The 17,092-nt window shown below is 65.1% G+C and carries 15 protein-coding genes and 1 pseudogene; 5 read left to right on the forward strand and 11 right to left on the reverse strand.

Going from position 1 to position 17,092, the window contains the following annotated elements; translation table 11 throughout:
• Window positions 1-1,701: cadherin-like domain-containing protein (locus tag ATB98_RS16895; protein WP_066875662.1), on the forward strand; the 1,701-nt coding region annotated here is incomplete at its 5' end.
• 220 nt (window positions 1,702-1,921) lie between these two features.
• On the opposite strand, the gene ATB98_RS16900 is transcribed toward ATB98_RS16895, so the two are convergent.
• From ATB98_RS16900 to speB, 8 genes and pseudogenes are all read right to left on the reverse strand, one after another.
• Window positions 1,922-2,506 carry an NADPH-dependent FMN reductase gene (locus ATB98_RS16900; protein WP_066875663.1) on the reverse strand — a complete coding sequence of 195 codons (585 nt, stop codon included), beginning with the start codon at window positions 2,504-2,506 and terminating at the stop codon, window positions 1,922-1,924.
• A 119-nt stretch (window positions 2,507-2,625) separates the two neighbouring features.
• A pseudogene (locus tag ATB98_RS16905) lies at window positions 2,626-3,584 on the reverse strand (ring-cleaving dioxygenase).
• Window positions 3,585-3,653: 69 nt separating this feature from the next.
• Window positions 3,654-4,433 (reverse strand): carbon-nitrogen hydrolase family protein, encoded by a 780-nt coding sequence (locus tag ATB98_RS16910; protein WP_066875664.1) that lies wholly within the window; start codon window positions 4,431-4,433, stop codon window positions 3,654-3,656.
• Complete coding sequence (locus ATB98_RS16915) at window positions 4,430-5,230, reverse strand: ABC transporter permease (RefSeq protein WP_066875665.1); 801 nt, start codon at window positions 5,228-5,230, stop codon at window positions 4,430-4,432. The genes ATB98_RS16910 and ATB98_RS16915 overlap by 4 nt, the downstream gene beginning before the upstream one ends.
• Complete coding sequence (locus tag ATB98_RS16920) at window positions 5,227-6,081, reverse strand: ABC transporter permease (RefSeq protein ID WP_066875666.1); 855 nt, start codon at window positions 6,079-6,081, stop codon at window positions 5,227-5,229. Before ATB98_RS16920 ends, ATB98_RS16915 begins: the two co-directional genes overlap by 4 nt.
• Complete coding sequence (locus ATB98_RS16925) at window positions 6,078-7,115, reverse strand: ABC transporter ATP-binding protein (protein ID WP_066875667.1); 1,038 nt, start codon at window positions 7,113-7,115, stop codon at window positions 6,078-6,080. Before ATB98_RS16925 ends, ATB98_RS16920 begins: the two co-directional genes overlap by 4 nt.
• Window positions 7,116-7,324: 209 nt before the next feature.
• A complete protein-coding gene (locus ATB98_RS16930; RefSeq protein ID WP_066875668.1) occupies window positions 7,325-8,404 on the reverse strand; it encodes an ABC transporter substrate-binding protein in 1,080 nt (359 codons plus the stop codon).
• A gap of 143 nt (window positions 8,405-8,547) precedes the next feature.
• Window positions 8,548-9,606, reverse strand: a complete 1,059-nt coding sequence (gene speB / locus ATB98_RS16935; protein WP_066875669.1) for an agmatinase — start codon at window positions 9,604-9,606, stop codon at window positions 8,548-8,550.
• 276 nt (window positions 9,607-9,882) lie between these two features.
• Between speB and ATB98_RS16940 the strand changes: the two genes are divergently transcribed.
• Window positions 9,883-10,926 (forward strand): LysR substrate-binding domain-containing protein, encoded by a 1,044-nt coding sequence (locus ATB98_RS16940; RefSeq protein WP_066875670.1) that lies wholly within the window; start codon window positions 9,883-9,885, stop codon window positions 10,924-10,926.
• 55 nt (window positions 10,927-10,981) lie between these two features.
• On the forward strand, window positions 10,982-12,160 hold the full coding sequence (locus ATB98_RS16945) for an aminotransferase (RefSeq protein ID WP_066875671.1): 1,179 nt from the start codon (window positions 10,982-10,984) through the stop codon (window positions 12,158-12,160).
• 27 nt (window positions 12,161-12,187) lie between these two features.
• Here the strand turns inward: ATB98_RS16945 and ATB98_RS16950 are convergent, their stop codons facing one another.
• The 3 genes from ATB98_RS16950 to ATB98_RS16960 all read right to left on the reverse strand — a co-directional run bounded on the left by ATB98_RS16950 (window position 12,188) and on the right by ATB98_RS16960 (window position 15,043).
• On the reverse strand, window positions 12,188-13,078 hold the full coding sequence (locus ATB98_RS16950) for a DMT family transporter (RefSeq protein WP_066875672.1): 891 nt from the start codon (window positions 13,076-13,078) through the stop codon (window positions 12,188-12,190).
• Window positions 13,079-13,433: 355 nt separating this feature from the next.
• Entirely contained in the window at window positions 13,434-13,571 is a 138-nt protein-coding gene (locus tag ATB98_RS29530; RefSeq protein ID WP_167354085.1) for a hypothetical protein, read from the reverse strand.
• A gap of 161 nt (window positions 13,572-13,732) precedes the next feature.
• Window positions 13,733-15,043 (reverse strand): NAD(P)/FAD-dependent oxidoreductase, encoded by a 1,311-nt coding sequence (locus tag ATB98_RS16960; RefSeq protein WP_066875674.1) that lies wholly within the window; start codon window positions 15,041-15,043, stop codon window positions 13,733-13,735.
• A gap of 138 nt (window positions 15,044-15,181) precedes the next feature.
• On the opposite strand from ATB98_RS16960, the gene ATB98_RS16965 reads away from it, so the two are divergent.
• Together ATB98_RS16965 and ATB98_RS16970 are read left to right on the forward strand one after the other, a co-directional pair.
• Window positions 15,182-15,898: a FadR/GntR family transcriptional regulator gene (locus tag ATB98_RS16965; protein ID WP_066875675.1), complete on the forward strand. Its 717-nt coding sequence runs from the start codon at window positions 15,182-15,184 to the stop codon at window positions 15,896-15,898.
• Complete coding sequence (locus tag ATB98_RS16970) at window positions 15,895-17,061, forward strand: PLP-dependent transferase (RefSeq protein ID WP_066875676.1); 1,167 nt, start codon at window positions 15,895-15,897, stop codon at window positions 17,059-17,061. The genes ATB98_RS16965 and ATB98_RS16970 overlap by 4 nt, the downstream gene beginning before the upstream one ends.
• The last annotated feature ends 31 nt before the right edge of the window (window positions 17,062-17,092 follow it).

Genomic DNA, 17,092 nt, shown 5'->3' on the forward strand with positions numbered 1-17,092 from the left:
GTCGGCGAAAGCGCGGTGATCAGCTACAGCTACAACATCGTCGACGGCCATGGCGGTTCGGTCGCCCAGACCGCCACCATCACCATCACCGGCAGCAACGACCAGCCGACGACGGAGGCGGCGACGCTGGCGCCTATAGCCGAGGACAGCGGCGCCCGCCTCATCACCCAGGCGGAACTGCTGGCCAACGCCGCCGATGTCGACGGGGACGGCCTGACGGCGACGGACCTGCAGATCACCGCCGGCAACGGCACGCTGGTCGCCAATGGGGACGGCACCTGGACCTATACGCCGGCGCTCGACGACGACACGGCAGTGTCGTTCGGCTACACCATCACCGACGGCCAGGGCGGCAGCGTCCCCGGCGCAGCCAGTCTCGACCTCAACCCGGTCAACGACGCGCCCGTCAACACGTTGCCGGGCTCCCAGTCGACCGCATCGAACACAGCGACCGCCATCAGCGGTGTTTCAGTTGCCGACGTGGACAGCGCCAATGTCACCACGACCGTCTCCGTTTCCAACGGCAAGCTGACGGTTGGAACGAGCGGCGGTGTGACGGTCAGCAACAATGGCACCGATGCGGTGACGGTAAGTGGGACACTGGCCCAGGTGAATGCCGCTCTGGCCGCCCTAAGCTATCTCGGCAATGCCAACTACAGCGGCACCGATACGTTGACCATGGTCACGTCGGACGGTTTCGCGAGCGATACGGACACGATGGCGATCACGGTCGATCCGCCGGCCAATGCGGCGCCCGCGGCATCCGATGACGCTATCGTCATATCAACCGGGACGTCGGTTTTCCTCCCGGCCGCATGGTTGCTCAACAATGACATGGATGCCGACGGAGACGCTCTCTCAATCTCCGCGTCGAGCATCGTCGGCTCGCTGCCGAACGGCTGGACAATCACGCCGGTGACTGCGGGCGGGGTCGTCACCGGTTTCAACGTGAGCACAGGCACTGTCAACCAAACAGCCACCCTGTCCTACACCATCGACGATGGAGAGGGACACACGTCGACCGCCCAATTCACCATCCGAACACCCTCCACGCAGTCCAACAGCGGAGCAAATGACATCGACCTGGGCCTACTGACCTACAACTATTCGTACGTCGATGGTCAGGCCAATGGCGATAGCCTTACTGCAAACCTGGCGCTTACCGGAACGCAAGGGAACGACGTATTCGTCGGCGGTGCCGGCAATGACACCCTTGATGCCGGCGGTGGCCACAACATGCTCACCGGGGGAACTGGCGGCGACACGTTCGTCTTCCGGAACTTTGCTAGCACGACAAATCACATCATCGATCTCAATCCGGGCACAAGCTCGACGGACGTTGACATCTTATGTTTTGAGGTCGGGCCTGGAGCAAACGATTTCTCGGTTGGCAACAATGATGCGCTCATCGTTTTCAAGACGGGGAACAACGCAGCGATCAACGTCGCCGGCACCGAAGTTGCCGTGAAAACGGATGCCAGCGTCACCAATGCGACGGTCCAGAGCACGATCAACGGCTACGGCAACATCGCGACGGGAGCGTTCTTCGTCTTCCACAATACGGATCTGGGCCACGCTGCGGTTTACTACGACTCCAAACCGAGCGTCGCCGGGGGTGCGGTGCTCGTCGCCGAACTCGACAGCATCGCGCAGCTCGGAAATCTCGTCGCCTTTAATGCCGGTGATTTCCTGCTCATCTAGCGCATCGGCCCGAAAATCGAATTCGATTTTCGGAAAGCACGGTGCGTACATTCAAGGCCTTAGAGCGGCCTTTGCGCGTCTGAAAAGACGCGCGGCGCTGTAATGCATGTCGCCCGGAACTGTGCAGCGGTTATGGGTAACGACATCCATGAAATAAGACCCTGGAGCGCGTCGCATAAATGCATTTGTCGGACGCGCGTTGGAGCATTTTGCAGCCTGGCTATCCCGGGGAAGACTGGCTTTCGCGCTGCTTCGCGATCGCCACATACTCGGCGAAAGCCAGAACGAAGCCGCGCAGCCGCTCCCGTGTGGCGTCATCGGTCAATCGGCCTTCGCCGTCGAACAGCGTGCCCGCCTTCGGGACCATCAGCCGCTTGCCGGACCAAAGGTCGGCGCCGAGCGTCCGCATCACCGAAAGCCAGGCATTCTGGCTGAGGATCGTCCCGAAACTGCCCGAGGAGGCGCCGGCGAGCGCGAAGGGCCGGCCGCGGAAGACCGTCCGGATGTCCGCCGGCGGGCGGCTCATCCAGTCGATGGCGTTCTTGAACACGCCCGGTATGGAATTGTTGTATTCCGGCGTGAAGAGGATCACGCCATCGGCGGCGGCGACCCTACGCTTGAGCGCTTCGACGGTGGCCGGGACGCCGCTTTCGGCCTCCACGTCGCCATCATAGAGCGGAATGCCGTGCAGGGTCGCGGTCTCGAGTTCGACGCCCTCGGGCGTGACCGCTTTTGCCGCATCGAGCAACCCGGTGTTGAACGAGGCTTTCCGCAGGCTGCCCGAAATGCCGAGAAGTTTGGTCATGGATAAGGCATCCTTCCGCTCCCGCATGAGAGAATTCACTGGGAAAATTAGGGAGAAAAGGGCAAAAGGAAAGCCGGCAACGTCGGCGTTTGCGCGCCCCCGCGAGACCCAGGCAGTCCCTACTGTGGCTGGTTCAGGGGCTTCAGCCCGGCCTCGATCTGGGCTCGTCGCGGTTCGAGGAAGGGCGGCAGCGACAGGCCCTCGCCAAGCGTCTCCATCGGCTCGTCGACGGCAAAGCCCGGCCCGTCGGTGGCGATCTCGAACAGGATGCCGTTCGGTTCGCGGAAATAGAGCGAGCGGAAATAGAAGCGCTCGACCTCGCCGCTCGACGGGACGCGGAACTCACCGAGCTGCCGGTCCATTGGTGCAGCGTCTCGACGTCCGGCACCCGGAAGGCGACATGATGGACGCCGCCCGCGCCCTGGCGGGCGGTCGGCAGGCTGGGCTGGACCGCCACATGCACTTCCGCGGCCGGCCCGCCCGCGCCCATCGAGAACACATACGTCTCGCGGACGCCGGGTGACGGATAGCGACGCAACTCGGCCATGTTCATCACGACCGTCAGCACCAGCGCCGTGTTGGTGACATCCGGCACGCTGATGATGATCGGCCCGAGGCCCTTGATCTGATGCTCGGCGGGAACCGGGCTCTTTTCCCACGGATAGGACGGCTGGAGCCCGCCGTCATCGACAAGCCGGAAGCGTTGGCCTTCGCCGTCCTCGAAATCGAGCGAAGTCCGGCCGTCGATATCGATGACGTCGCCGGAGGTCACCCGGAGGTCTTCGAAACGGCGCTTCCACCACCGGACGCTTTCGGCGCTGCCGACGCGAAGGCCGGTCCGCGAGATGCTGCGGGTGCCGCGCGCCTCCGGCCCGACCGGCCAGTCGAAGAAGGTCAGGTCGGTGCCGGGCGTCGCCTGCCCGTCGGCATAGAAGAGATGGTAGGCGCTGGTGTCGTCCTGGTTGACTGTCTTCTTGACGAGGCGAAGACCGAGCGTCTTCGTGTAGAAGCGCAGGTTCTGGGGCGCGTTCGCTGTGATCGCCGTCAGATGATGGATGCCTGTCAGTTGCAAGGTCATGATTGCCCAACCTTGATGTTCGGAGCGGATGCGGACGGAAAACCGCATGCGGTTTTCCTCGTTCCGCCCTCAGACGCGGTTCAAGTCCCCGAGATAGGTATTCTCCGAACGGGAAATGGCAAACGCCCCTGGGTCGATTTCGGCGATGAGAAGGGTTTCGTCGGCGGAATTCGCGCTGGCGAGCACCTGTCCGTCCGGCGATGCAATCAGCGACAGCCCGGCAAAGGAGAACATCGCGTCGGAGCCGCAATGGTTGACATAGGCGACGAAGACCTGGTTCTCGAAGGCCCGCGTCTGGATCATGTGGTCGGTGATGAAGCTGCCCGACCAGCCGGCCGGCAGCGCCGTCGGAACCAGCACCGCCTCGGCGCCGGCAAGCGCCAGCCGGCGTACGTTTTCCGGGAACTCGACATCGTAGCAGATCAGCATGCCGCAGGTGATGCCCCGGTGCGCGAAGAGCGGCGTCGACGGTTCGGCGGCCGTGAACAGCGAACGCTCGTAGTCGCCGTAGAGATGCGACTTGCGATAGACGGTTGGCGCGGCATCGCCGTCGACATGGGCGGCGCTGTTGTAGACGGCTTCGCCGGCCCGTTCGGCGAAGCCGGCGACGATGGAAATGGCGGCCTTGCGCGAGATGCGCTGCAGCGCCTCGACGATCGGTCCGTCCGCCGGCTCGGCGAGCGCGCGGATCGCCTCCCCGCTGCCATAGCCGGTGATGCCGAGCTCGGGCGTCACGAGCATTGTCGCGCCCTTCCCCGCGGCCTCGACCGCCGCCCCTTCGATGCGGGCGAGATTGGCGGCGACGTCGCCGCCGATGCTCCTCATCTGAAGGCCGGCGAGCTTCATCACTTCCCCTCCGATGCCATGGCGCCGAGCAGCTTCGGCAGGTCGCCGAAGCGGGCGACGAGACCGAAGATGATCGCGGCGGTCAAGACGAAGAGGATCGTCACCGACGCCATGGTCGGCGTGTAGCCGTAGCGCAGCGCATTGAAGATCTTGATCGGCAGCGTCTCCATCGTGAAGCCGACGGTCATGTAGGCGACGATATATTCGTTGAGCGAGAGCACGAAGGCGAAGGCGTAGCCGGAGACGATATAGGGCAGGATCAAGGGCAGCACGACGGTGCGGAAGATCTTTCTGTCATCGGCTCCCATCGTCGCGGCCGCCTCGACCAGCGACCGGTCGATCGAGGTGAAGCCGAGCGACAGCGTCACCAGCGGCAGGGTGACGAAGAAGATCGCGTGGCTGACGACCGCGGTCCAGGGCTGTCCGTAAAAGCCGGCGGTCGCCCAGAAGGTGAGCATCCCCAGTGCCGTGATGACCGGCGGCAGCGTGAAGGGGGCGACCCCCAGGAGCTGGAAGATGTTCGCCCAGGGCGCCACCCGCCGCCAGAGAAACCAGGCAAGCGGCAGCGCGATGGCGACGGCCAGCGCGGCGGAGAGAACCGCGAGCGTGATCGATGCGAGAAGCGCGTTCCGCCACTCGGGGTTCAGGAAGATCTCCCCGTACCAGGAGACCGAGAAGCCCTCCGGCGGAAAGGCGAGCGTCTGCTTCTGGTTGATCGAGACGCCGGCGACGACGATCAGCGGCAGGGCGAGGAAAAGCGCGATCAGGAAGAAATAGAACTGGCGGAAGATCGAGCTCATGCCGCTTCTCCCTTCCGCCCGGCGATCACCGTCAGGGCCACCAGCCCGAGCGTCACCAGTACGAGGAAGACCGCCATCGCCGCGGCGAAGGGCATGTTGGACTGGTAGATCGCCTGGTCGGTGATGAGCACCGAAAGCGTCCAGTGCTGCGGCCGGCCGAGGAGCTGCGGCAAGAGGTAGGAGCCGAGCGCGAAGATGAAGACCATGATCAGCGTCGCGACGATGGTGTTCCTGAGCGCCGGCACCACCACCGTGAAGAAGGCCTTGAGGGGCGAGGCGCCGAGCGTGCGGGCAGCCTCCGTCAGCGTCGGATCGAGGCGAACGAGCGCCGGGAAGAGCACGAGCACCGTATAGGGAAAGGCCTGATAGACCATGCCGGTCAGCACCGCCCCGAAACTCGGCGTCAATGCCTGCGCCTCGCCCATCAGGCCGAGGGCGACGAGGATGTTGGTGATGCCGGCGGTGCGCGAGAAGAGCGTCGACCAGGCAAAGCCGATGATGACCTCGGAGAGGGAAAGCACCGAGAGCAGCGCCACCAGCCACAGGACCTGGACGCTGCGCGCCATGCGGGTCAGCAGATAGGTGAAAGGCAGCGCCAGCACGACGCAGCAGACGGCGACGGCGATCGCCAGCATCAGCGAGAAGCCGAGCACGCCGCCGAAGAAGGCCGAAAGGAACCGCGCATAATTGTCATAGACGAAGGCCGGCGTATAGAAGCCGCCCTGCTGGCGCTGGAAGAAGCTGACCGCGATCATCGTGCCGAAGGGGACGACGAAGAAGATGGTGAGCATCGCCGCCGGGAAGAGAAGCGGCGTGTAGTCGCCGAGGGTCTGGGCCGGTTCGCGTCTCATTTGCGCAGCACCACGCAGCAATCGGGCGTGAGCGCGACGCCGACCCGCTGGCCGACCGTGACCTCCGGCCGGGCCCGCGGCGTCGAGACCGCGACGATCTGGCGGCCGGCGACGTCGACGAAGGTCTCGATCGTGCCGCCGAGATCGCGGATGAAGGTGACCGTGCCGGAAAGCGCCCCGGCGCCGGGCGCGGTCAGACGCACATCCTCCGGGCGGATCGAGAGCGTCGCCTTTGCCGCCCCGGGAAGGAGCGACAGTCCTGGCACCGGCTGGCCGAGCACCCGCACATGTCCCAGCGTGTCCGACTCCGCTTCGATCAGATTGGTCTGCCCGATGAAGTCGGCGACGAAGCTGTCGGCCGGCCGGCGATAGATCTCGACCGGCGGGGCCGCCTGGCGGATTTCGCCGCCGCTCATGACGACGACCGTATCGGCCATGGTCATCGCCTCGCGCTGGTCGTGGGTGACGACGATGGTGGTGATGCCGAGCTTCTGCTGCAATTGCCTGAGCTCCACCTGCATCGCCTCGCGCAGCTTCGCATCGAGCGCCGACAGCGGCTCGTCGAGCAGGAAGAGCTTCGGCGAGATCGAGAGCGCCCGGGCGATCGCGACCCGCTGGCGCTGGCCGCCGGAGAGCTTGGAGACCGGCCGGTCGGCATAGCCCTGCAGATGGATCATCGCCAGAAGCTCGTCGACCCGCCGCTGCTGATCCTCCTTGGGCGCGTTGCGGATGCGCAAGGGATAGGCGATGTTCTCGCCGACGGTCAGATGCGGGAACAGAGCCAGCGACTGGAACACCATGCCGAGATCGCGCTTGTGCGTCGGCACCCGGGTGATGTCCTCGCCGTCGAGCCTGATCGCTCCGGAGGTCGGCAGGTCCAGCCCGGCGATCATGCGCAGCAGCGTGGTCTTGCCGCAGCCCGACGGCCCGAGCATGCAGACGAAGGTGCCGTGCGGCACCGTGAGGTCGACGTCGTTGACGGCCCGGAAGGTTCCGAACTCCTTGACGACGTTCTGCAGGGCAAGTCCCGACATATGTTTCCCAGTTCTAGAGCGGCGCGCGCCATGTTTCGCGCATGAGGGGCAAGCGCCGGCGCCCCACCGGAGGCGCAACGGCCGGCGGCATCCATTGGTTTCGCATCAGATTATCCCCAAACCGCTCGCGGTTTAAGGGATTACGCAACGAGCCTTTGCTCCCCGTCCTCGCAGCCGGGGCGAGAGGATCATCGCGAAAGCGACCGGCCTCAGCCGACGATCAGTTCGGTCCACTTCTGGTTCAACCAGTCCGACTTCGTCTGGTAGAGGTCGTAGCGCGGAATGATCGGTTCGATGTCGGAAGACACCGCCGCGAATTCCTTGTCCGTCAGGTCGGTCGACTCGCGCTTGACCGTCGGCGCGGTGCCGACCTTGCGCGAGAGCGTCGCCTGGATCGCCGGCTGGCACATGTAATCGATAAAGACATGCGCTTCCTCGACCTTCTGCGAGGCGCGGGACAAGGCCCAGCAGCCGGAATCCTGGATGCCGCCTTCCTTCGGGAAGGTGGAGCGGACCGGATGACCGTCGGCCGCCGCGAGCCCGGTGACGTCGTGATAGTACTGGCCCATCGGGATTTCGCCGGATTTCAGCGCCTGCTCGAACTGCGCCTCGTCGCGGTACCAGAGCCGGACGTTCGGCTTCACCTCGGCGAGCTTCTCGAACGCCTTGAGGATGCCCTCCTCGGTATCGAGCGCATTGGTGCCGCCCATGAAGGTCTTGGCGGTCACTTCGAGCAGGAAGGAGTTGGAGACGAGCGCCAGGAGGCCGAGCTTGTCGGCATTCGCGGGGTCCCACAGCGCCTCCCAGGAGGTCGGCGGCTCCTTGTAGACGTTGGTGTTTGTCACCAGCGTGATGTACCAGGAAACCGCCCCGACGCCGGCAACGCGGCCGTCCGGATATTTGTTGATGAAGCGGTCGAGCAGGTTTGATGCGTCCTTGATCTTCGCCATGTCGATCGGCGTCCAGAGGTCCGTCGCCTGGCCCTTCAGCATGGCGACCTGCGACATCATCGAGAGGTCGGCCGGAGCCTGGCCCGCACGGGCGGCCTGCTCGAGCTGGACGAGCCAGGCCTCGCCGGTCGGCTCGGCGACGGATTCGACAGAGATGCCCGTCGCCTTGGTGAATTCCGGGAAGATGTTCTTGTCGAAGGAATCCTTGAAATAGCCGCCATAGACGCCGACCTTCAGCGACCTGTCCTGGGCTCTCAGCACCGCCGGCATCGCCAGCATCGACGCGCCGGCAAGCCCCGCGCCAAGCAACGTGCGGCGCTTGATGGAATTGATTTTCATTGCCTGTCTCCTCTGACTTTGCGGCGCTCGCCGCGTTCCCTGTTCTGCCTGATTCTTCAGGCTTTTCGATCTTGCTTGCTCCGATGCCGGATGGCATTCGACATCATATCCCTTGCTGCACTCTTTGGCGCGGCGAGCACGTCTCAGCCGCCGGCGGCAACCGCCGGGCTGAAGACCATGAGGCTCAGGATCTCGAAAAGCACCTGGGCGCCGGCATGCGCCGTATTGGTGGTCGCGTCGTATTGCGGCGCCACCTCGACGACATCGCCGCCGACGAGATTGATGCCCTTGAGGCCGCGGATCAATTCCAGCACCTCGCGGGTCGTGAGCCCGCCGACCTCCGGCGTCCCGGTCCCCGGCGCGAAGGCCGGGTCGAGGCTGTCGACATCGAAGGAGAGATAGGTCGGGCCGTCGCCGACGATCTCCCTTGCCTTCGCGATGATGGCGGGAATGCCGAGGCCGGTCACCTCTTCGGCGTGGATCACGGTCATGCCGGATTCGTAGGAGAACTCCCACAGGTACTCCGCCGAGCCGCGAATGCCGATCTGGACGACGCGGGTCGGGTCGAGCACGCCATCGAGCACGGCGTTGCGGAACGGGCCGCCATGGTGGAACTTGGTGTGATCAAAGGCGCCGCCGGTGTCGCAATGGGCGTCGATATGGATCAGGCCGACGGGCCGCTTCTTGCCGACCGCCTTCAGGATCGGATGGGTGATCGAATGATCGCCGCCGACGGAGAGCGGCAGGACACCCGCATCGACGACCTGGTTGATGCGCTTCTCGATATCCTCGTGGCTGAGTTCAAGCCGGTAGCGGCTGCGGAAGGAGACGTCGCCGATGTCGGCGACGCGAAGATCATGCACCGGCGCGCAGCCGAGCACATGATTGTAGGGACCGATGCGTTCGATCGCGCGCAGCGCCCGCGGCCCGAAGCGCGAACCCGGGCGGTTGGTGACGCCGAGGTCCATGGGCATCCCGACCAGTGCCACCTGAAGATTGCCGAAATCGGGACTGTCCGCATCGACCGGCATATAGGGCGCCGTCAGAAAGGTCGGGATCCCGGAATAGGGCGCAAGCCGCGTGCCGCCTTTGGTGAAGATCTTGTCCGCGACCTTGCGGAAGGCCGGATCGAAAAGCTCGCCGCCATGGCTCTCGCCATACTTCGCTTTCAATTCATCGAGCTTCTTGTCATCCCAGGCCATGCACCGGACCCTCCCTCTCTCCGGAGCGGGCTGATGGCAAAGCAAGCGCTTTCCGCCAGCGTCCCGCTCTCGCGATTTCCAGGCCGGGGCAGGCACGCGACGCGCCGCAAGATCGGCTTTGCAGCCTTTGCCGATTGAAACGGCGCAATCATGGTTCCCCGGCTTTTGCCTTTATTTCCGCTCATTAGGAGACAATTCTGCTGGAAAATCAATTGACATTGTTATAGCGTTTCATGTGAGAAAAACTCACATTACTACCGCCTCCGGAGTTCTTGCTTGTCGAGCCGCCTGCCGCCCCTCAATCCGCTGCGCGCCTTCGAGGCGACCGCCCGGCGAGGCTCCGTTTCCGCCGCGGCGCGCGAGCTCAACGTCACTCATGGCGCCATCAGCCATCAGATCCGGGCACTCGAACAATCCTTCAACGCGCCCCTCTTCGAGCGCGGCGGCAAGCGGCTGAGACTGACGCCCCAGGGCGCGCTGCTCTTGCCCGCGGTCACCCAGGCCTTCGCCGAGATCGCCGCGGCGACGGCGGCAATGACCCGGCCGGCGACGAGCGGGGAGCTCCGGGTCACCTGCGTACCGGCGCTGCTCTCCTTCTGGATGATCCCGCGCCTGCATCTGTTCACCGAGCAGTTTCCCGATGTCCGGCTGAAGCTGATCGCCTCCAACGACGCGGCGAACCTCCATTCCCCGGATGTCGACGTCTGCCTGCTCTATGGCGACGGGAGTTGGCAGGACTGCTGGACGCGGCTGTGGAGCCGGCTCGAGCTCTTTCCCGTCGTCAGCCCGACACTCCTCAACACGCGGCCGCTTCGCTCCATCCGCGATCTGCGCGACCATGTGATGCTGCATGGCGACGACGGCCGCGAGTGGAACACCTGGCTCGCCGCCGCCGACGCGATCGACCTTCCGCGAAGTCGTCAGCATTTCATGAGCGACGCCCGGCTTTCGACCGAGGCCGCGCTGCACAACCAGGGTGTGGCGCTCGGCGACACGATCACGGCCGGCAGCCTGATCGCGCGCGGCGAGCTGATCGCCCCTTTCGATCTGACCGTTCCGGCCAATGATGCCTTCTATGCGGCCTGCCGCAGCGAGGTCCGCGCCGCGCCGATCGTGCGCGTCTTCATCGACTGGCTCTTTGCGGCGCTTGAAAGCGAGCCGCTGCCGGAGCTGCAGACGTCCGCCCGCACGATCATCCGCTCCCGCATGCCGAAGCCGGAAACCCAAGGTCGCGCGGCGGCAGCGGAGAGTTTCCAGCCCATCTCGTCGCCACGCGGACGGCGTCCCGAGCGGCCGCAGAAGCGCAGGATCAAGTCATAAGGCGGGACGAGCGCTCCGCCTCGCCCCGACTACTATCAACAGCAGGAAGCCCGACATGCCGCATTTCAATCCCCTCGTCGAAAAACTCTCGCCGCCGCCGGTGCCTTCCGTGCTCGCCTGGGCGAAGGCCTATGACGGGGCAAGGGGGCCGCTCATCGATCTCTCGCAGGCCGTGCCCGGCTATCCCGCCCATCCCGACATGCTGAAATGGCTGGGCGAAGCCGCAGCGTCGGCGGATTACATCGGTTATGGCGCGATCGAGGGCGAGGCGGAATTGCGCAAGGCCTATGCCGACCATCTGGCAACGCTCTACGGTGCGGCGGTCGCCGCCGACAACGTCCACATCACCTCCGGCTGCAACCAGGCCTTCATCGCGGCCGCCATGGCGGTTGCCGGCGCCGGCGATACCGTGCTGATGACCAATCCCTATTACTTCAACCAGGAAACGACGCTGGCGATGCTCGGCATCAATGTCGAACTCGCACCTCTCGATGCCGGCGCCGGCTTCCTGCCCGAGGTCGAGACGATCGCCTCCGCGCTGCGGCCGGGCATCCGGGCGCTCGCCCTCGTTTCGCCGAACAATCCGACCGGGGCAGTCTACCCGCCGGATCTGCTCCAGCGCATCTTCGAGCTCTGCCGGAGAAACGGCACCTGGCTGATCCTCGACGAAACCTATCGCGACTTCGTGCCGGACGCGACCGCAGCGCCGCACGGGCTGTTCAAGACGCAGGGCTGGCAGGATGGCTTCATCAGCCTCTACAGCTTCTCGAAATCCTTCTGCATTCCGGGCCACCGCCTCGGCGCAATCACCGCCGGGCCTGCGATGATCAGGCAAATCACCAAGATCATGGACAATCTGCAGATCTGCGCGCCGCGCTCGGCCCAGGCCGCCGTCGCAAGGGCCATTCCGGCGCTTGCCGACTGGCGGCTCGCCAACCGCGCCGAAATCGCCACCCGTGCGAATGCGCTGAAGGACGTTATGGACCGCCTGCCGCAATGGAAGCTGAAGGCAATCGGCGCCTATTTCGCCTATATCCGCCACCCCTTCCCCGATATCGACTCGCAGTTCGTCGCCGAGAAACTGGCGAAGCTCGCCGGCATCGTCTGCCTGCCGGGCGATTATTTCGGCGAAGGCCAGGAAAACTACCTGCGCTTCGCCTTCGCCAATGCCGACGTGCCGACGATCCTGAAACTCGAGGAGCGGCTCGCAGGTTTCGCGCTGCCGGGAATCTAAGGGATGTCGGCCGCGCTTTGAGCCGCTTCAGCCCCGGCGGGCGATCAGGATGCCGATCAACACGACCGTCCCGCCGATCGCCTGCAGGAGACCGACAGGCTCGCTCAGCAGCCCCCAGGCAAGCATCGCCGCCACGACCGGCTGCAGGAGCAGCGTCAGCGACGAGAAGGCCGGGGGCAGATAGGCGAGCGCATAGGTGATCGCCACCTGCCCGCCGGCATGGCTGACCAAGGCGAGACCAAGGAGCATCGCCCAGCCGAAGGCGCTCGGCGGCAACAGCGACGGCTCGGCCAACAGCGTCATCGGCAATATGCAGACCGCCGCCGAGGCCGTGCTCCAGATCATGATGCGGTTGGTGCTGAAGCGGCTTCGCAATCGGCCGATGGCGAGGATGTAGCCCGCATAGAACATCGCCGCGACGATGGCGATCGAATCGCCGGCGAGGTCGCCGCCGCCAAGTGCGGCCGGTCCCCCCTTCAGGACGACGACGCCGGCAACCGCCGTGACGAGACCGGCGAGGAAGAGCGGGCTCACGCGCGAGCGGAACAGCACCCAGCTCGCCAGCGTCACGAAGACCGGCGCGAGATTGGCAAGCAGCGTCGCGTTGGCGACCGAGGTCATGGTGAGCGACAGGTGCCACGCCCCGAGGTCGACGGCGAGAAAGACGCCCGGCAGGACGAGCAGGGCGTAGTCGGACAATCCCTCGGGCCGCCGGTCGACGACGGCACCGTTGCGGAGCTGCGACCAGGCGACGAGTGGAATCAGCGCCAGCGCCACGCGCCAGAACGCCGTCGCCATCGGGCCCACCTCCGAAAGCCGCACGAAGATCGGCGAACCGCCAATGGCAACGCCGCCGAGGAGCAGGGCGGCCATGGCAAGTGAATTGCGGGAGGGAGCGGTACTGACGGCTTGGGTCACGGCGATGTCCGAGGCTGAAAACTGGCGCCGGTGGCGCCAGCAGGCCAGCTATCAGAACCCGGTGACGAACGACAGTCGAAATCGCCCGATAGGCGAAAAACGACCACATGCTGCGTTCGCTTCACTCGGCGCGTGACGTACGACAACGACTTTGGCGCCCTCACCGGTTGCGATTTGGCTGAACCTCTCCCTCGAGGGGGAAATCAGGCCGCGTCCGGCAGATGGAAGGTCTTCACCTCGGCGGCAATCGCGATCGCCGTCCAGCCTTTTCGGAATGTGCCGCCAGGATCAGGTTGCAGCGCGAGCCGGGCACGGGCTTCTTCCTCGCAGAGGCAGCGATGGCGGCTTCGAAGGATCAGAGCGCCCCGAGCACCAGCGCCGAGACGAAGGCGAAAGCGGCCGCGATCGCAATCGAGTGGGGAATGAGATTGCGCGCGCCCCGCGAGGAATAAGCCGTGTAGCGGGATCGGGTCATCGCCTTGCTCGCGTTCAATCTCGTCTCTCCGCTGTTTCAGGTTCGTGTACCCATGTTCTCCTATATTCTCGATTGAGTTTATAGATATCTTTTTCCGCGGATCGGCCGGGAGGTGAAAAATCCGTTTACGCCGCGGCCAATGGTTCCGCCCGCGCGCCTGAAGCCCGCGCGACCAGCGCCTACAAGCCGACGGCATCCTTGAACATGTACCACCAGGAGCCGATCGTCGAATATTGGGCGCGGAACATGCGCCCGCCGGGAAAGGGATACCAGGGCAGCTTTTCGAAAACGTCGAAGCGCGATGTGTCGCCGTCGATCGCCTCGGCGAGGGTGCGGCCGAAGAGATGCGAGCCGGTGACGCCGTGGCCGCTGTAGCCATGGGCGAAATAGGTGTTGCTGCCGATCCGGCCCATCTGCGGCACGCGCGTGAACGAAAGCGCGAAGTTGCCGCTCCAGGCATAGTCGATCTTCACGCCCTTGAGGCGCGGGAAGACCCTTTCGAGATTGGGCCGCAGCTTCGCCGCGACATCCGCCGGATCGGTGCCGCCATAGACGGTGCCGCCGCCGAAGATCATCCGCTTGTCGGCGGAGAGCCGGAAATAGTCGAGGATGTAGCGCACGTCCTCGACGCACATGTCGCTCGGGATCAGCGAGTGGGCAAGCGCCTCGCCGAGCGGAGCCGTCGCGATCATCTGGGTCGAAACGGGCATGACGCGCGACACCAGCGCCGGCACGGCATCGCCGAGATAGGCATTGCCGCAGAGCACGACGATCCGGGCGCAGACCTCGCCCCTCTCCGTGTAGACGGTCGGCCGTACGGCCGCATGGTCGACACGCGTCACCGGAGACATCTCGTATATGACACCGCCGAGGCTCTCGAAGGCGCGGGCCTCGCCCAGCACCAGGTTGAGCGGATGAATGTGCCCGCCGGTGGTGTCGAGCATGCCGCCGCAATAGGCCTCGGAATCGACGAGGTTCTGCAGCGCCTCGCGGTCGAGGAGCTGGTGATCGTCCATGCCGTACCTGCGCCAGAGCGCCTGCTTGGCCTCGAGCTCCTTCATGTGTGCAGCGGTATAGGCAGCATAGATGTTGCCGGGCTTCAGGTCGCAATCGATCCGATACGCTTTGACGAGCCGGCGGATGATCCGCCCGCCCTCCTGCACGAGGCCGCCGATGAAACGGGCCGCACCCTCGCCGAAGCGGCGCTCGATCGTCGAGAGGCTCGCATTGAGGCCGTTGACGATCTGGCCGCCATTGCGCCCCGAGGCGCCCCAACCCACCTGCGCCCCCTCGACCACGGTGACCCTGTAGCCTTTTTCGGCAAGGTGAATGGCCGTCGCGAGCCCCGTATAGCCGGCACCGACGACGCAGATGTCGGCCTCGATCCGGCCTTCGAGCCTGACCGGCGTGCGGATGATGTTGCGCGACGCCGCGTAATAGCTCGTCGGATAGCTGCCGTCGCCGGCATAGGCGTTCGTGACCTTCACCATCGGTGCTGCTTCACATCAGGGAACGGGCTTGCCGCGCAAGTCGGCAGCAGGAGGCATATCGCAAAACTTGCCCCTTGACCACGGCGCGGCCCGGCGACATATTGCTCAGATGTCAGACCAATTCGGCCGGAGGACCGGATGTCTCAGCGGGACAAAGCGACACTGCTCCCCCTGCCGCCGGTGGACCGGGCGCAGCAGGTGATAGCCGCGCTTGCCGACTACGTGGAGCGATCCGGGCTGAAGCCCGGCGATCGTCTGCCGGCCGAACGCGAATTGATGGCGGCGCTCGCCGTCGGACGCTCCACGGTTCGCGAGGTCATCAGCCATTTCCAGGCGCTCGGCGTGGTCGAGGCGCGCAAGGGCAGCGGCACCTATCTCCGGCGCGCGATTTCCGGCGCCACCATCCACATGCCGCTGACGCTGGACACCCAGCATCTGCGCGACGCGCTCTTGCAGACGCTGGAAGTCCGGCGCGGCATCGAGGTCGAGGCCGGCATGGCGGCTGCGCGCCGCCGTACCGACGCAGACCTCGTCACCATCGAGACGAAGCTCGATGAGATGGAGCGCATCCATCTCGCCAAGGGCACTTCCGGCCCCGAGGACCTCGCCTTTCATCTCGCGATCTACGACGCGACCCACAACCCGCTGTTCCGGCAGTTGCTCGAGCAGATGCGCGAGGGTTTCGAGCGCTTCTGGGAGAAACCCTTCGACCGGCCGGATTTCGCCCGGCGCTCCTTTCCCTTCCACCGCACGCTCTTCAACGCGATCGCGGCGCAGGATCCCGACGCCGCCCGCATGGAAACACTGAAAATCCTCGCGATCGTCGAGGAAGACATCAAGGAAATGTCCAGATGAACGACGGCCTCGATCCGTTCGACAGCGCCTCGCTGATCGTCGCGCATGACGAAGGCAACGCCTTCGACGCCGTCGTGCCGCCGATCGTGCAGACCTCGCTCTTCACCTTCAAGGACTATGACGAGATGGTCGCCTGCTATCGCGGCGAACGCGTCCGGCCGATCTACACCCGCGGCCTCAACCCGACGGTGCGCATGTTCGAAGAGATGCTGGCGAAGCTCGAAGGCGCGGAGGATGCGATCGGTTTCGCGAGCGGCATGTCGGCGATTTCCTCGACCGTCCTTTCCTTCGCCGAGCCGGGCGACCGCATCGTCGCCGTGCAGCACGTCTATCCGGATGCCTTCCGCCTGTTCGGCACGCATCTGAAGCGCATGCGCATCGAGGTCACCTATGTCGACGGACGCGACGAGGAAGCGGTTCGAAGGGCGCTCCCCGGCGCCAGGCTCTTCTACATGGAAAGCCCGACGAGCTGGGTGATGCACACGCACGACGTGGCGGCGCTCGCGGCGCTGGCGAGGGCGCAGGGCATCGTCACCGTCATCGACAACAGCTGGGCAAGCCCGGTGTTCCAGCAGCCGGTTGCGCTCGGCGTCGATCTCGTCATCCATTCCGCCTCGAAATATCTGAGCGGCCACAGCGATGTCGTCGCCGGCGTCGTCGCCGGCTCGGCGGAACTCATCGGCCGCATCCGCTCCGAGGCCTATCCCTATCTCGGCGGCAAGCTTTCGCCCTTCGACGCCTGGCTGCTGATCCGGGGCCTGCGCACCCTGCCGATCCGGATGAAGGCGCATGAGCGCTCGGCTCTTGCCATCGCCCGCCGCCTGGCTGAGCACCCGGCGGTCGAAACCGTCAGCCATCCCGGGCTCGGCAACCATCTGCCGCCGGGCCTCTCCGGCACGTCCGGGCTCTTCTCCTTCATCTTCCGCGAAGGCTTCAACGTGCGCCGCTTCGCCGATCACCTGCAGCTGTTTAAGCTCGGCGTTTCCTGGGGCGGTCACGAAAGCCTCATCGTGCCGGGCGAAGTCGTCCTGGCGCAGAAAGCTCAACCCAATTCCGCGGTCGCCTTCGGCATTTCCCCGCGGTCGGTACGGCTCCATGTCGGCCTGGAGGGAACGGAGGCCCTCTGGAGCGATCTCGAAGCGGCGATCGCCGCCGCTTCATGAAGGCTGACGCCACACCTTGAGAAAAGGGGAA

This window comes from Sinorhizobium saheli (assembly GCF_001651875.1).
In the GTDB taxonomy this organism is placed as follows: Bacteria; Pseudomonadota; Alphaproteobacteria; order Rhizobiales; family Rhizobiaceae; genus Sinorhizobium; species Sinorhizobium saheli.

Excerpts from the sequence above, each read along its gene's own strand:
- ATB98_RS16900 (WP_066875663.1), bottom strand. The coding sequence starts at position 2,506 with ATGACCAAACTTCTCGGCATTTCGGGCAGCCTGCGGAAAGCCTCGTTC.
- ATB98_RS16915 (WP_066875665.1), bottom strand. The coding sequence starts at position 5,230 with ATGAGCTCGATCTTCCGCCAGTTCTATTTCTTCCTGATCGCGCTTTTC.
- ATB98_RS16920 (WP_066875666.1), bottom strand. The coding sequence starts at position 6,081 with ATGAGACGCGAACCGGCCCAGACCCTCGGCGACTACACGCCGCTTCTC.
- ATB98_RS16925 (WP_066875667.1), bottom strand. The coding sequence starts at position 7,115 with ATGTCGGGACTTGCCCTGCAGAACGTCGTCAAGGAGTTCGGAACCTTC.
- ATB98_RS16930 (WP_066875668.1), bottom strand. The coding sequence starts at position 8,404 with ATGAAAATCAATTCCATCAAGCGCCGCACGTTGCTTGGCGCGGGGCTT.
- speB (WP_066875669.1), bottom strand. The coding sequence starts at position 9,606 with ATGGCCTGGGATGACAAGAAGCTCGATGAATTGAAAGCGAAGTATGGC.
- ATB98_RS16945 (WP_066875671.1), top strand. The coding sequence starts at position 10,982 with ATGCCGCATTTCAATCCCCTCGTCGAAAAACTCTCGCCGCCGCCGGTG.
- ATB98_RS16960 (WP_066875674.1), bottom strand. The coding sequence starts at position 15,043 with ATGGTGAAGGTCACGAACGCCTATGCCGGCGACGGCAGCTATCCGACG.
- ATB98_RS16965 (WP_066875675.1), top strand. The coding sequence starts at position 15,182 with ATGTCTCAGCGGGACAAAGCGACACTGCTCCCCCTGCCGCCGGTGGAC.
- ATB98_RS16970 (WP_066875676.1), top strand. The coding sequence starts at position 15,895 with ATGAACGACGGCCTCGATCCGTTCGACAGCGCCTCGCTGATCGTCGCG.